The 13,450-nt window shown below is 38.0% G+C and carries 16 protein-coding genes; all 16 read left to right on the top strand.

The genetic code is table 11. From position 1 onward, the window contains the following. Window positions 1-15: 15 nt before the first annotated feature. The gene (locus tag OCV82_RS09075; protein WP_154044132.1) at window positions 16-510 is read left to right on the top strand and encodes a hypothetical protein; all 495 of its coding nucleotides are present in this window, start codon (window positions 16-18) and stop codon (window positions 508-510) included. 26 nt (window positions 511-536) lie between these two features. Then, window positions 537-1,682 (top strand): caspase family protein, encoded by a 1,146-nt coding sequence (locus OCV82_RS09070; RefSeq protein WP_154044131.1) that lies wholly within the window; start codon window positions 537-539, stop codon window positions 1,680-1,682. 192 nt (window positions 1,683-1,874) lie between these two features. Then, window positions 1,875-2,957, top strand: coding sequence for a PrsW family intramembrane metalloprotease (locus OCV82_RS09065; protein WP_154044130.1), 1,083 nt, complete (start codon window positions 1,875-1,877; stop codon window positions 2,955-2,957). Between the two features lie 82 nt (window positions 2,958-3,039). After that, window positions 3,040-3,840: a BACON domain-containing protein gene (locus OCV82_RS09060; RefSeq protein ID WP_262543352.1), complete on the top strand. Its 801-nt coding sequence runs from the start codon at window positions 3,040-3,042 to the stop codon at window positions 3,838-3,840. Window positions 3,841-3,969: 129 nt separating this feature from the next. Further along, window positions 3,970-4,335 (top strand): hypothetical protein, encoded by a 366-nt coding sequence (locus OCV82_RS09055; protein WP_154044128.1) that lies wholly within the window; start codon window positions 3,970-3,972, stop codon window positions 4,333-4,335. Beyond that, window positions 4,329-4,661 carry an IS66 family insertion sequence element accessory protein TnpB gene (gene tnpB, locus OCV82_RS09050; RefSeq protein WP_154044127.1) on the top strand — a complete coding sequence of 111 codons (333 nt, stop codon included), beginning with the start codon at window positions 4,329-4,331 and terminating at the stop codon, window positions 4,659-4,661. The genes OCV82_RS09055 and tnpB (OCV82_RS09050) overlap by 7 nt, the downstream gene beginning before the upstream one ends. A 90-nt stretch (window positions 4,662-4,751) precedes the next feature. Further along, window positions 4,752-6,599 (top strand): IS66 family transposase, encoded by a 1,848-nt coding sequence (tnpC, locus tag OCV82_RS09045; RefSeq protein WP_154044126.1) that lies wholly within the window; start codon window positions 4,752-4,754, stop codon window positions 6,597-6,599. A gap of 178 nt (window positions 6,600-6,777) precedes the next feature. Continuing rightward, entirely contained in the window at window positions 6,778-7,371 is a 594-nt protein-coding gene (locus tag OCV82_RS09040) for a sigma-70 family RNA polymerase sigma factor (protein WP_154044125.1), read from the top strand. Then, window positions 7,361-7,546: a hypothetical protein gene (locus tag OCV82_RS09035; RefSeq protein WP_154044124.1), complete on the top strand. Its 186-nt coding sequence runs from the start codon at window positions 7,361-7,363 to the stop codon at window positions 7,544-7,546. The genes OCV82_RS09040 and OCV82_RS09035 overlap by 11 nt, the downstream gene beginning before the upstream one ends. Continuing rightward, window positions 7,539-7,841: a hypothetical protein gene (locus OCV82_RS09030; RefSeq protein ID WP_154044123.1), complete on the top strand. Its 303-nt coding sequence runs from the start codon at window positions 7,539-7,541 to the stop codon at window positions 7,839-7,841. The genes OCV82_RS09035 and OCV82_RS09030 overlap by 8 nt, the downstream gene beginning before the upstream one ends. Then, on the top strand, window positions 7,841-9,271 hold the full coding sequence (locus OCV82_RS09025; RefSeq protein ID WP_154044122.1) for a M48 family metallopeptidase: 1,431 nt from the start codon (window positions 7,841-7,843) through the stop codon (window positions 9,269-9,271). The genes OCV82_RS09030 and OCV82_RS09025 overlap by 1 nt, the downstream gene beginning before the upstream one ends. A gap of 840 nt (window positions 9,272-10,111) precedes the next feature. Continuing rightward, the gene (locus tag OCV82_RS09020; RefSeq protein WP_262543347.1) at window positions 10,112-10,390 is read left to right on the top strand and encodes a hypothetical protein; all 279 of its coding nucleotides are present in this window, start codon (window positions 10,112-10,114) and stop codon (window positions 10,388-10,390) included. A gap of 231 nt (window positions 10,391-10,621) precedes the next feature. Further along, complete coding sequence (locus OCV82_RS09015; protein WP_154044120.1) at window positions 10,622-11,197, top strand: hypothetical protein; 576 nt, start codon at window positions 10,622-10,624, stop codon at window positions 11,195-11,197. Between the two features lie 236 nt (window positions 11,198-11,433). Further along, entirely contained in the window at window positions 11,434-11,766 is a 333-nt protein-coding gene (gene tnpA / locus OCV82_RS09010) for an IS66 family insertion sequence element accessory protein TnpA (protein ID WP_235329819.1), read from the top strand. A 3-nt stretch (window positions 11,767-11,769) separates the two neighbouring features. Next, a complete protein-coding gene (tnpB, locus tag OCV82_RS09005; RefSeq protein ID WP_154044118.1) occupies window positions 11,770-12,132 on the top strand; it encodes an IS66 family insertion sequence element accessory protein TnpB in 363 nt (120 codons plus the stop codon). A gap of 80 nt (window positions 12,133-12,212) precedes the next feature. Beyond that, a partial coding sequence (gene tnpC / locus OCV82_RS09000) for an IS66 family transposase (RefSeq protein WP_154044117.1) occupies window positions 12,213-13,450 on the top strand: 1,238 nt, incomplete at its 3' end.

Genomic DNA, 13,450 nt, shown 5'->3' with positions numbered 1-13,450 from the left:
ATAAATTAAAATCATATGAACAGTAAATTTGGAGATTGGGCAATAAGAATTTTCGCCATACTTTATGGATGTATATGTATTGGCTTGATAATTTACGATTGCACAATGAATAAACAACCCCAAAAAGAAAAAGAGTGTATCTTAAACATCGTTTTCGAAAATCAAACTTCATATAAGGATATTACAATATGCATGATTGAAAAAATCAAGCAAGATGGTAATCCAGATGTTCTTGATGACTATATCTATAATAAAGAAAATAAGCTCAGTAAAAGAAAATTTAAAGAGCTTATGAATGCAGATTTTTATATAGAAAAAAACGAGAATATAGCATTAGGTTTATTCCATCCAAATGTAAAATTAAGTTATAAGGATGAATTAAAAAACGAGTATTCTATTGTTTATTCCTTTTTAAATGCTGAAGTTAGATTCTATCTCAATGATAAAATCCATAAAGTAATGTTGATGTATAACCCAGATAAACTATCTGAATTACTTTATAATCTATAATTTAGTTATATTCAAATTATCATTATATGAAGAAAAAAAATTTACTTTTATTCGTATTTTCTTTTTTCTTGAACAATGCCATTGCTAATACTCAACTACATATGGTACTATTTGGCAATACTACAGATGGTAGTATTGGCCAATCAATGATGATAGATGTATCTTATTATGATTATCTATACTCTGAGTTGAAGATGGTTCTTGCTAACGAAGGTGTTGATGTAAAATATAATCGTTTTATCGGTAACGACTGTTCTCCACAAAATGTTAATAATTATTTAGACAATTTATCATGTAACGGAGATATTGTCTTTTTTATTTACACGGGACATGGAGGACGTTCGTATAGTGACACCTCAAAATTCCCAAGAATGTGTTTAGGAAGCAATTATGCTGACGAATGGATAAAAGTATCAAGAGTTGTTGATATAATCAAGTCAAAAGGAGCCAGATTTCAGATAATAGTAGCAGACTGTTGTAATTCTTATTATGATAGGCCTACACGACAAAACGCGGAAGGATTTGCTGGAAAAACAGGAATAATATCAGCAAATGTCATAAAAAAATTGTTTAATGAAGTTAACGGCAATGTGTGTATTACAGCAGCTTCTCCAGGAGAATATGGGTGGTGCAATAGTAGAGACGGGTCATTTCTTTCTTATTATTTCATCTCAACACTGCAGAATACTAATGAATCCATAACTTGGCAAGAGCTCTTTGAGACTATCTCAAATAAAACTTTTGAAAAGACTGACGTAATGTACAGAGATAAAGCTATTTCAAACTCACAGCGGCCTGTTTTTGATGTGTTTGTCAGTGAGAATAACACAAATGATGACAATCTTACAGATGACAACAACGGCAATGATCATACAATCGTTGATGACGATAATGTGAGGGATAATCCTGATTATAATTTTGATTGGGATTCTGATATCAATGACGGAAATCATAATAACAATAATGACAATTCGAATGTAAATGACTATGATTATGGTCGTGAAAAGATTAATAGCACAGCAATCTTTACATCTATTATTTATATTATAATTGGTTATTTCTTATTATCAAAGGTTCCTAATTTATTTAGAAATAGCGGAATATTATCATTTGCTTTTAAACTACTAGGTGTCCTTTCAATTATAAAAGGATTATTAGTATTATTTCCCTAGATATATAAATGTAACAATAGTATGTCGGTATTATTATATGTAGCCGTGAGAATCATTATCGGCTGGATTCTTATTGATAAAGTGCCTGTTTGGCTTAACTTGGATGGAATTATAGAGAAAATTGTTAAAGTAATAGGCGTTTTGATGATTATTAGCGCTTTGCTTAATTTATTATAGAATAAAATAATTTAAATGAAATATTGTGGTAATTGCGGGCATTGCAACGATGACAATGCAAAGTTCTGTGGTGGATGTGGAAAAGCATTTCAAATGACATCAACATCTTCACAGAATACATCTAATCCATCTTGGGTTGATCACATAAATGATTATGTGGGCAATGATAGACCTGCTGATCTGAACTGGAAAGTGTTATTTACTGATGTTCTAAAGAAACATTCCAAATCTGAGGCTGAGAATATATTTATATGTGGAACAAAGACAACAACACCTACCTTAGATAGCGTGTCTCAACAATGGCCACATCCTTGGCTATATAGTAGGGTGTTTTTTATGTTTGCAGTAGCCTTTTCTTTACTATATGTCTGCTGTGCTGTATTTGGAAACACCAATGCCATTCCTGGATTGATTGTTGTTGGGGCTTTTACTGTTCCATTATCAGGCTTAATCCTTTTTCTTGAAGTTAATGCCTATAGAAACATAAGTCTGTATGATATTGCTTTGATATTTCTTGTTGGTGGCTGTGCGTCCTTGGTGGCTACACTATTTTTGTTTTCTATTATTGGAGTTAGTGAACTTGATTTTATAGGAGCATTATTGGTGGGGCTTATTGAAGAAATCGGCAAAGCGGTAATTGTATATTATTTTATCAAGAAACTTGCCCGGCAAAACATTCTGCCAGGACTACTTATAGGTGCAGCTGTAGGTGCTGGCTTTGCGGCATTCGAATCCGCTGGTTATGCAATGAATTATTTGTTGGCAGGTGGATGGGATATGATGCTTGATGTGATATTTTTACGAGGATTTCTAACTCCAGGTGGTCATATCGCATGGGCAGCAATAACAGGAGCAGCAATGGTTATTGCTGCAAAGGAATGTGGCGAGACATCTAGTAATATATTGACAAACGGGAAATTCTTGCGATTATTTGCAATTCCTATCTTGTTACATGCATTGTGGGACTCTCCTTTGTCAAATATTGGAGCAGACATTTATCTACTACCTATAATTTTAACCTTTATAGTATGGGTGGTTGTTCTCATCCTGATTAATATGGGACTATCTGAAATAGCAAAAAATAAGATGAATTATTAACATGAAGCGTTGCGAGAACTGTAAGATAACTTTTTCTGATTCGGTTAATTTCTGTACCGAGTGTGGACAAACTTTGGTGTATGTGCCAGATACTCTCCCATATGATTCGGAAGAGAATCGGCAGAAGCCTAAAAGAAAGAAAAAAAGATCAATATGGAAAGTGATATTGATTACTCTTATCGTCATAGTAATCGGCTTTGTTGTTCTGCTTAACTATATCATGAACGCTGCTACATATCTGAGAGTGGAGCCTAATATGCTTGTGGCGGACAAGAATGGTGGTGAAACAGTTGTTGATGTCGACTATGATGGTTATGTATGGGTAATTAACCATATCCCAGACTGGATTGAGGTTGAGGAATATGAACAAAGTTTCAACATTAAGGCTGAGGAGAATCTAACAGGGCATAATAGAGAGGGCTCCATAACAGTTCAAAGTGGAGATTTTCTTGCTCAGGTAGTAATACTGCAGAAAGGACAAGCAACTTATATAAAAACATCTAAGACATCTCTTCATTTTGATGAGGACGGAGGTCGAGAAACAATTACAGTAGACACTGATGGTTGTGATTATACAGTAGAATATTCTGATTTTCTTTCCGTATCAACAAATGATGATGAAATAAAGATTAAAGCATATAGCAACTCCGATGAGTATCGTAGCGGATATGTGACTATTTCAGAAGATAATATAAGAACTCGCATACATATTACTCAGGGTGGAACTTGTAATAATTGTCATGGATCTGGAAGCGTTTCTTGTACCCAGTGTATGGGGCAAGGTGGCTGGGGATACGGTATGTTCTACTCTCAATGTTGGTTGTGTCTTGGTTCAGGCTCTTTGCAATGTGGAACTTGTTACGGAACAGGTGAAAGAGAGTAATTATTTCTAACCTGCGTAAACAAGGACGCTGCTATGTAAAATTTGAGAAAAGTAAGCTTCCAAAATTGACGTATTGACTAGTATGGCTCTTTCCCATACCTTCGTGCTAAACTTAAAACTTGAAAGATTATGTTTAGCGAAAAAGATTTTGAAAGACTGTGGTTCCTCTACAAGACCGAGGGCGAACCCCAAGGAGTTTCCATCAACTCATTCTGCATCAGCAACAACATTCCTTACACGGCATTCTATGACTGGTTCAAGAAGACACAGAAAAAGGTTGTACCTGTAGAGGTGGAAGGGATTCCGGAAGAGGTGATTCGGACAGGCAATGAAGAACGGCAGGATGTTGCTAAAGACACCCCCAAACGTACATCTCCCCATAGAGGAAGCATCATGGTAACGATAAGAACCCGTGAGGGCTTGTGCATTCAGAAGAAAGGCTTAGACTATCAGGGGCTGAAAACACTGGTAGAGAAACTGGAGGGCTTATGCTGAGCATAAACGGCCTTCACAACTTCTACTATCTTCCTGAACTTCACGATATGAGATGCAAGGCCCGGCGTATAAGTGAGATAATCCGCGGCAGGTATCACCGTGATCCGTTGAACGGCGATGTTTACATGTTCATGTCGAAAGACCATCGTAAGGTCCGTATGATACACTATGAGCGCAATGCCTACTACCTTCATGAGAAGTCCTTCATAAAGGGTTATAAGTTCATGAAAATAGAACGTAAGGACGATGTAACAGTATATAAGATAGACTGGAAAGACCTGGTCACGATACTTGAAACTCCGGTAATAACTAGCATAAGAATTTAATGATAAAACTCTGAAAATCAGCGATAAAAGTTCTCTGAATATTTGTATGTCTCACTGAAAATGAGTATCTTTACATAAAATTTAGAGAACATGGAACTGGAAGAACTCATAGAAAATACACTCAGACGCAAGCATCTTGAAGAGATGATGGACAGACCCGAGAAGGAGCATACACCCCTTGAAGGTATGGATAATGAGCAGATAAGGAGGTTCGCCCTGTTCCTGTTTGAGGAGAATCAGAGCAAGAGCAGGCAGCTTGATGAAATGATAGCACGACTTGATGAAATAGGAAAAGACCTGAAGGAGGCCAACCGTAAGATTGACTCCCTTACAGATGCCCTGCTTAAGGCAAACAGCAAGGCCGAGAAGGTCTCTCTTGAATATAAGATACAGCTGAAGGAATACAGAAAGCTTGAGAAGAAGCATAATGCCCTTGTCGAGCGTCTTTCCCTTATGAACGCCCAGACATACGCTTCATCCAAAAGTCTGAAGGGTATAGGACGCAAGAAGGTTCTGAAAGGAAAGCATGACGACAAGGATGATTTTGACGGAACTCCCACTGCTCCGACAACCGAAGTCCCACAGTCAGACCCTGCCGCATCATGCGACACGCGGGATGCTCTGGCCACTCCTCTTTCCAAGGAAAGACCGTATAGAAGAGGAATGAGATACAACAAGGATTGTGTAGGCACTCCGATAATACACAGGTCCGATTATACGATGCTCCCTAAGGGCTCTGTAGTGATATCATCAAGCTACCGTAAAATAAGAAATATCGTGAGCCACATTGAAGAACATCACTTTGAGGTGCTTAAGGTGAAGCATGCCGACGGCAGGATTGAAAGCATGTTCCTTCCCATGAAAGATGACGCCCGGGCTGACCTCTACAATGAGATAGTACCGGGTACAAGCATTACGGCAGACATGCTCTCGTATCTTATGTTCAACCGCTTCCAGATGTCAACACCTGCATACAGGGAGGCAAAGAACCGTCTGTCGGATATGGACTGGAACACTTCTGTCCAGAACCTGCTGAACTGGACCGACAAGGGTGCAATGCAGCTCAACAAGCTGATACCCGCACTCAAGAAGATTGCCCTTCAGGACGGTGCGAACGTGAATGTGGACGAGACATGGCTTCGTTACCGGAGTTACGACTGTAAGCGCAAGACGTACATGTGGTGTCTTGTAAACAGGAAAGCCCGTATAGTCATCTTCTTCTACGAGGATACAACGGATGATAAAGGCATGCAGAAACATGGAGGCAGGAACCGGAACGTACTTAAGGATTTTCTTGGCGACTCTAAAATCAAGTCGCTGCAGAGCGACGGCTACAATGTCTATATGTATCTTGATGATGAACTTGTTGATGTGGAGCATCTGTGTTGTCTGGCTCATGCAAGGGCAAAGTTCAAGTATGCCTACGACCAGGGAAGCCTGCAGGCAAGAATCTTCCTTGAACTGATAGCAAGATTATACGGCATGGAAGATACTTACCGCCGGGAAAAACTCACTGCGGACGAGATTTACCGCAGAAGGAACAGTAAGGAAACGACGGAAATCATCGACAAGATAAGGACGGAACTTTATGATCTGCTGGCAAATCCGGATGAGAGCCGAAGCGAACTTATGAGCAAGGCCCTTAACTATCTGAAGAACTTCTGGAACCGGATCTTCGCCTACAGAAACGACGGTGAATACTCCATAGACAATATGGCGGCGGAAAGAGCGATAAGGCCAATCACTGTCCAAAGAAAGAACAGCCTGCTTTTCGGAAGTGTGAAGGGAATACAGAACTCCGCAATCTATAATACCTTTATAGAAACATGCAAACAGGCAGGAGTCTCCTTCAGGGATTACTTCTGCAGGCTGCTCAGGGAATTAAAAAAGGGAAGAACGGATTACGAAAACCTTCTTCCCATGACAATATGCAAATAATAATCGTTAAATTTGTGGACTCTTTTTTTGACGGGTGCCTGCTGGTGCCCGTCTAAAAGGGGGCACCCTAAAATTGGAAGCTTACTTGAGAAAAGCAAAAGCACTATCATATCACTGTACGCTAAACATTTGTCTGAATAATTTAAATCAAGAGTTGCAATATGGTTGAATAATAATTATGAAAGATCAACAAATAGTAAACAATTTAATCATTGGCAATCACCGCACAATAAAAGATTTCTTTTTTGTGCGGTGTAAACCGATGTTGATATATATTGGACAATATTTCTGTCAGTATAAACAAACGCCAGAGGAACTTATTGGAGAATTCTATGAGTTCCTCTCAGCCGATGATTGGCACAAGTTAAGGATATTCAAATATACCTGTTCTTTGAATTCATATGTGACAATTATTGCTTCACGCTATTTTCAACATAAGCGTGATAAGGAATTGTTGCCGTTGGATGAGAATATTACTCTTGTTAAGAATTTACAAGATGATAGTAATGGCGATTCGTTATTTATGGAAGATCTCAATAAGATAATTAAAAGGTTACAACCATTTGATAGATTTCTTGTTCAGCGTATTCTTATAGATGGAGAGAAACCTAGAGATATTCTTGATGAGGCAAGGGTTGTTTTGGCAAGCGATCCCTCACTGACCACAGAAGCAAAGACAGAGGAGCAATTTGCTGGATATGTTTACACTCGTTACAATAGAGTGCGAAAAGGTTTACAAAAACAAATGGTTGCAATAGGATATGGAAAATAATTCAATTCAAACTAATAACTTTGAGTTACTAGGACGAGTTCTCGATGGGAACGCAACCATTGATGAGCGTAAGGACGTATTGTTTAATATGACTGATGCGCTTTTCGAGGAGTGTTTTTTGGTTGCGATGCGAGCAGCAACATTGTTTAATGAAAAAATAGAGGCTTATGGCTAAGTTCAATAAAATATCAGACGAAGAACTGGCTGCATATCTCGAAGGTATGCTTTCAGAGGAAAATTCAGCAAGAGTTGATGCTGCTATGGATATTGACACCCTGGAAGTGTTAAATGTATCTCGTAAGGCTCTTGATGAGTTTCCAACGGATAATGTTATCTCACTCCCTTCATGGGATAATGTTGCGGCAGCTTCAATACGACCAACGTATGAGTCATTAGCTATGGCTGGATTCTTAGGAGATAGTAATGCTGATGAAACAGCAGACGAGGAAATAGAAGAAGATGATGAATAATGAATCGTAAAGTCGAAGAATTAAAGCAAAGTATCAATAAGTCGGTTATGATTTACATAATCGGCTGTTGTTGTTTTGTATTAGTTGCTTTGGCTTCTTTATGGTTCGGATACTATGTAATCTGTTATCACAATGATCACGAATTACCACTTCAATTTACGGTTATTTCGTTGGCTGGAGGTCTGTTGCTGTGGGAAATGATAAAATCATTTCGTTTCAAGACCTCTTTACCAAAGACATTCAAACCTATAATAGAACAGGAATATCCTGCACTGTTCGCAATTATAAACGAAATTACGACATCTCTAAATCTGTCGCCTATTCGTAAAGTTTATATTTGTCCGGATGCTACTGCTGCGGTATTCATTCAGCCACAATTGCGAAATATACTTTTTGAACCAAAGAGGAATCTAGTTGTTGGTTTGGGGTTCTTAACACAGATGGATGATGATGAGATTCGAGCAATGCTCTATCACGAGTTTGGGCATTATGCTCAGGAGGAAATGAAGAATTCTATATCTGTTTATACAGTAGGACAATTCTCTCAATCATTTGTCTCCATTAAGGAAATGAAAAAAGAGAGTACATGGCAGCAGCAGTTGAAAGTACAGTTACTATTATTTACTTATTTTGTCATATGGATTTGTAATCGTATAAATAAAGCATATTCAAAACTGGCAAAACAAATGGAATATGAAGCTGATGATGTAGCGGCCAAATATGTTGGAGCTTCTACTTTACAAAGAGCATTACTTCATACTGCTTGCATACGATATAATTACGAAGTTATTCAATGGGGATTACAACAATTGCAGCCTCAGAAAATTCAAGTAGACAACATTTACCTGGCTCTGCATTTTGTTGGTAATTATTTTCGTCCGTCACGCAGACTTTTATCTTCTGAAGTTGTAAAACGAGTTGAAAGACTCGGAAAACTTAGATATGATAAACTCCCATTACAGTCTACGTGTAAGGTGAGGGAATATGCAATGCAGATTATTCCTTCACAATCTAATCTAACATCATCTTGTTCTGCATATCAATTTGCACAATGGCTACGTGAAGGGCTTATGATTTATATGCATCAAAGAGAACTTTCCACAGCTGTATTATTGGAAATTCATCTTGATAAGAAAAAGCATAAACTACCGTGGTTTGATGCCACATATAAGATTATGCTTGATGGTAAAGAAATCGGTTCTGGTAACTTCATAAAGGGTTATACACTCAAACGAAGAACATCTCCAGGCAAGCATGTTATTACAGCATATGCTCCATCAGGAATTATTTCAACTCCTTTTGAGTTTGAAGTGGAAACTAATAAATCATATAAAATAGAAATGGATTATAAGGTCTATCTCAAGGATGGGATATATGATGTGTTTGGATATCATATATTTAGCAAGTCAACTGAAAACGAACTGAAATAAAAATTATTTTAGCTAACAAAGGTATAAATGTGATATTGGAAACAGAATATCATGCATCTGTTGGGATAACATTTGAAATTGCCTGTGGGAATGCTTTTAGGGTAAACTGTATAACCGAATATGAACATAATAAAGTCTACATTTCGACAGAAAGTAAAGATGGAATACCTCGCCCCATAATACATCCTGGTGAAGATGGTGGTTTTTGTGAGTTTCATTTAACATCTCAGAAAAGAGGAGTATATACAGTCTTACATAAGCAGTTCTTCAGAGGCAGCCTTAAACGTATAAAACGATATTTAATAATAGTATTTTAAAAGGATTTGTTTTTGGCAGGATCAGTGATAGATTCTGCCTTTTTGTTACTCTAAATCTAAAAGTAGTAATATGATAAAAGAAGAATATAAAAATAAAGTACAGGGATTGATAATTGGTGATACATTAGACTACTCCGTTGAATTCATGAATTATTGTGAGATTGTTGCGAAGTATGGAGAACAACGAATCTACATATAGGAAAATCTACAGAAGGATTGGACGATGGAATCTATATCCACTGTTGGGGCAGAGTTGGACAAACAGGAACTATTGGGTTTACTTATACGTGTATCTGCTAAAAGGTAAAAGACTTTCAGCTGAGAGTATATATAAACAAGCAATTGAGAGTTTAATTTAAAGTTTTTATCAATGTCTAAAGTCTTCTAAACATCATATTTCATCTGAAACTGAAGAGAAGAAAAACTTTGTATGGCGATTTATCCCAAATGAATGTTTATAGCTTATAAATAGAGAATCAATGATATGAAACAGTTTTTATTTCTATTATTATTAACAATGTCTGTGTCTACATTTGCGCAGGATGACTACTATATCAAAAAAGCACAGAATTATCAACGTGAGGCGGAGTATTATCAGAAGAAGGCTGACGGATATCGACGTGAGGCAGAGTATTATTTGAAAAAAGCCGAAAGCTATCAGCGCGAAGCGGCATATTATACAAAACGTGGCGATATAGATCGGTCAAAGACACAAGCTCGATATGCTGAAAGTGCTTTAGATCATTACAAGACTCAGCTTCGATATGCCAAAAAGCTGATGAAAAAGCCGCGATGTATTTAAAATGGGCAGCTGACGCTTTAGGCAAACAATAAAAAAGGTATAAACTAATAAATTCAGAATTAATTGTAAATTTAATTAGTTTCTTTTGTTAAGAACAATGACTCGACAGACAATATGAATGTCTGTATTTATACAGAATTTTCTGATTGGTGGAATTTGAATAATGTAAAAGTATCTAAAGCTACAATAGTTACTAATAAATGCGATGTCAAACAAATTAAATAATGTAGTATGAAGTGGTTAGGATTATTCAGGAAAAAACAATTATTGAAAGAGGGGCCTAAAAATTCTGAGGCATTCAAGCTCTATAAGGAGTTATGTTCCGAAAGATTTACTATATATCCTTTTGAGACGAAAGAATTAGGTGAAGATATGATGTTAGTAAATGAAGTCGTTGCACAGTATTGGAAGCCTCGTTTTTTGTTAGACCAACGGATAAAGTGTGCATATGAGTTTATGGATCGTTGTGAGAATTTGTTGCATATTTCATTAAAGGACATTGATTGGGATACAATTCCTAGCGATGGATATTATTGTGCTAAAAACTTACGTGCATCATTTCCAATATCCATAGGCAAATTCGGGAACGGAGTCTGTTCGATTCGTTGGGAGCTTAATCCTGACGGACAATATTATATGGATGAAGATGGCTTTGGTATGATAGATGATGAGGAAATATCTGTATATGGATTCATTGACAGGCAGTTGAATGTGTTAGTGAAGTTTCGTTACATTAATGACGACTGGAAACAATTGAAAGAAATGCAGGCTGAAGCAGAGGAAATTGTAAAAAGACGGGCTCAATGATATAAATTAAAACGTTGAAGATAGAAACCGTAAGTCAATGCACTCTATATTTTGTCAAGCGACTAATATAGAGTGCATTTATTATGTGCATACTTGTTCCGATTAGAATATAAATTGTTAAATTAAAAAACATATCAAATGAAAACAAGGTAAGCATTCAGTAAACCCCGTCAGAACTCAGTCTTGATTCTTTATATTTTTGTACCCATAACCAATATTGTACAAAAATGAAGAATATGACATTAGACCAATTCAAGCAGACATACGAAGACTGGAAGTTGTCTGGTTTGTCTGTCCGGGATTATTGTAACAATACCGGATTTGACGAAGGTAAATTTTATTACTGGCGTAGGAAACTAACCGATTCAGCTCTTCCCGATACACAAGGATTTGTTCCTGTAAGAATGAACAATCTGAACGGTAAACTGAACATTACTACTGCTTCAAAAGAGATAGAATCTAAAAGCGATTCAGAATGTGAGATTATATACGCCAATGGTGTAACGCTTCGTATCAATAGTGCAATATCACTTGAGGTGCTAAAGTCATTAATCCTTTTATGCCAGTAAGCCATGTTTTGCCTCAGTGACTCAGATCGTTTTTTCCTTTACCCTTATCCGACTGATATGCGAAAGAGTTTTTACTCTCTGAGCGGAATCGTGACAGAGAAAATGGGTAAGGATGTACAGGAAGGCGATGCATTTATATTTATCAATAAATCATTGACCAACATGAAAATACTCCATGCCGAATACGGTGGGCTGGTGATATATAATATGAGACTTGAGAGTGGTACTTTCCGTTTGTCTGATATTGACTGTGAAGACTCTTCCGCTTCACTCTCCATCAACTGGTCAGAATTGACATTGATAGTGCATGGTATATCACTTTCAGAGACGAAAAGAGCACCACGCTGGTCTCCTAAAAAGGAGTGATCGTATAGTAAAATAATGTTCAAATCCTTCTGTATGTCAGGTGTTTTTCGTACCTTTACAGTAAATAAAAGATACGGAAAATGGCAGAAGATCCAAATTTTAAAATAGCACTTGAGGCAGTCCTTCGTGACCGTGATGACCTGTACCGACGTCTTATGCAGGCAGAAAGGAAGCTTAAAGAAATGTCTGACCTGCAGGCCATGAAAGACTCATACGAAGCCAGGCTGTCAGAGAAAGACAAAATCATTGAAGCTAAGGATAAAGCCATTGAATCCAAGGACAATCGTATTGCATCGTTGGAACGTAAACTGGAGTATCTTCAGAGGAAAGTCTGGGGAGCAATGTCTGAAAAGAGAAAACTCCCTGATGACCCAAACCAATTGAAACTTGACTTCGACAAGATGGATATGACTCCAGAGGAGGAAGAGGCAGCCCGCCAGGCCATAAAAGAGGTAAGCGAGTATAAGCGGATTAAGGTCAGGGAACACGAGAAAAAAGTTCCCGTCCGCCAAAAGCTGCCTGAGCATCTCCGCCGTGAGGAAGAACATATCTATCCGGAGGGCTATCTTGGTCATGAGGACCAATGGGTGCTGTTTAATGAAACGGAAACTTCCGAACATCTTGAATATAAACCGGCAGAACTGTATGTCCGGGTTACTGTCAGACACAAAGGCATGCGCAAGGATACAAACCGGATTATCACTGCTCCGGTGAAAAACGAACCGATACCTAAGAGTTATGCAAGTGCTTCACTGCTTACAGAACTTATGGTCGGCAAATATGTGGACCATCTTCCGTTCTACCGGCAGATACAGATGTTCAAGCGTATAGGTATCAGCCTGCCGCCATCCACTATTGAAGCCTGGTTCCATGAAGTGGCCGACCTGATGCGCCCCGCCTATTACCGGTTGAAGGAACTGGTTCTGTCTTCCGATTATGTCCAGTCTGATGAGACGACGATACCTATAATCAACAACGAGAAGCATCAGACAATAAAAGGATATCTTTGGCTGGTACGGAGTGTGATGAACAACCAGGTTTTCTTCTTCTATCATGACGGTTCCAGAAGTATGAAAGTGGCTCTGGAACTCTTCAAGGATTATCAAGGTGCCATACAGACGGACGGGTATGCCGCTTATGGTACACTTGAAAAGATAAAAGGTATCATCGTCATATGCTGTTGGGCACATGCCAGACGCTACTTTGAGAGGGCTTTGATGCATGACAAGGCCAGGGCGGAGTATGCCATGACCATTATAGGCATGCTCTATGACGTGGAACGTATAGCCGATGACGACAACATGAATGCACAGCAGCG

The organism is Bacteroides cellulolyticus (genome assembly GCF_025567135.1).
Taxonomy (GTDB): Bacteria; Bacteroidota; Bacteroidia; order Bacteroidales; family Bacteroidaceae; genus Phocaeicola; species Phocaeicola cellulolyticus.
Note: the sequence above shows the minus strand (reverse complement) of the source record. Positions and strands in the feature narration are given on the sequence as shown.

What these genes read in the sequence shown, in the direction of transcription:
- OCV82_RS09075 (WP_154044132.1), top strand. Translation starts at nt 16, where the DNA reads ATGAACAGTAAATTTGGAGATTGGGCAATAAGAATTTTCGCCATACTT.
- OCV82_RS09070 (WP_154044131.1), top strand. Translation starts at nt 537, where the DNA reads ATGAAGAAAAAAAATTTACTTTTATTCGTATTTTCTTTTTTCTTGAAC.
- OCV82_RS09065 (WP_154044130.1), top strand. Translation starts at nt 1,875, where the DNA reads ATGAAATATTGTGGTAATTGCGGGCATTGCAACGATGACAATGCAAAG.
- OCV82_RS09055 (WP_154044128.1), top strand. Translation starts at nt 3,970, where the DNA reads ATGTTTAGCGAAAAAGATTTTGAAAGACTGTGGTTCCTCTACAAGACC.
- tnpB (WP_154044127.1), top strand. Translation starts at nt 4,329, where the DNA reads ATGCTGAGCATAAACGGCCTTCACAACTTCTACTATCTTCCTGAACTT.
- tnpC (WP_154044126.1), top strand. Translation starts at nt 4,752, where the DNA reads ATGGAACTGGAAGAACTCATAGAAAATACACTCAGACGCAAGCATCTT.
- OCV82_RS09040 (WP_154044125.1), top strand. Translation starts at nt 6,778, where the DNA reads ATGAAAGATCAACAAATAGTAAACAATTTAATCATTGGCAATCACCGC.
- OCV82_RS09035 (WP_154044124.1), top strand. Translation starts at nt 7,361, where the DNA reads ATGGAAAATAATTCAATTCAAACTAATAACTTTGAGTTACTAGGACGA.
- OCV82_RS09030 (WP_154044123.1), top strand. Translation starts at nt 7,539, where the DNA reads ATGGCTAAGTTCAATAAAATATCAGACGAAGAACTGGCTGCATATCTC.
- OCV82_RS09025 (WP_154044122.1), top strand. Translation starts at nt 7,841, where the DNA reads ATGAATCGTAAAGTCGAAGAATTAAAGCAAAGTATCAATAAGTCGGTT.
- OCV82_RS09015 (WP_154044120.1), top strand. Translation starts at nt 10,622, where the DNA reads ATGAAGTGGTTAGGATTATTCAGGAAAAAACAATTATTGAAAGAGGGG.
- tnpA (WP_235329819.1), top strand. Translation starts at nt 11,434, where the DNA reads ATGACATTAGACCAATTCAAGCAGACATACGAAGACTGGAAGTTGTCT.
- tnpB (WP_154044118.1), top strand. Translation starts at nt 11,770, where the DNA reads ATGTTTTGCCTCAGTGACTCAGATCGTTTTTTCCTTTACCCTTATCCG.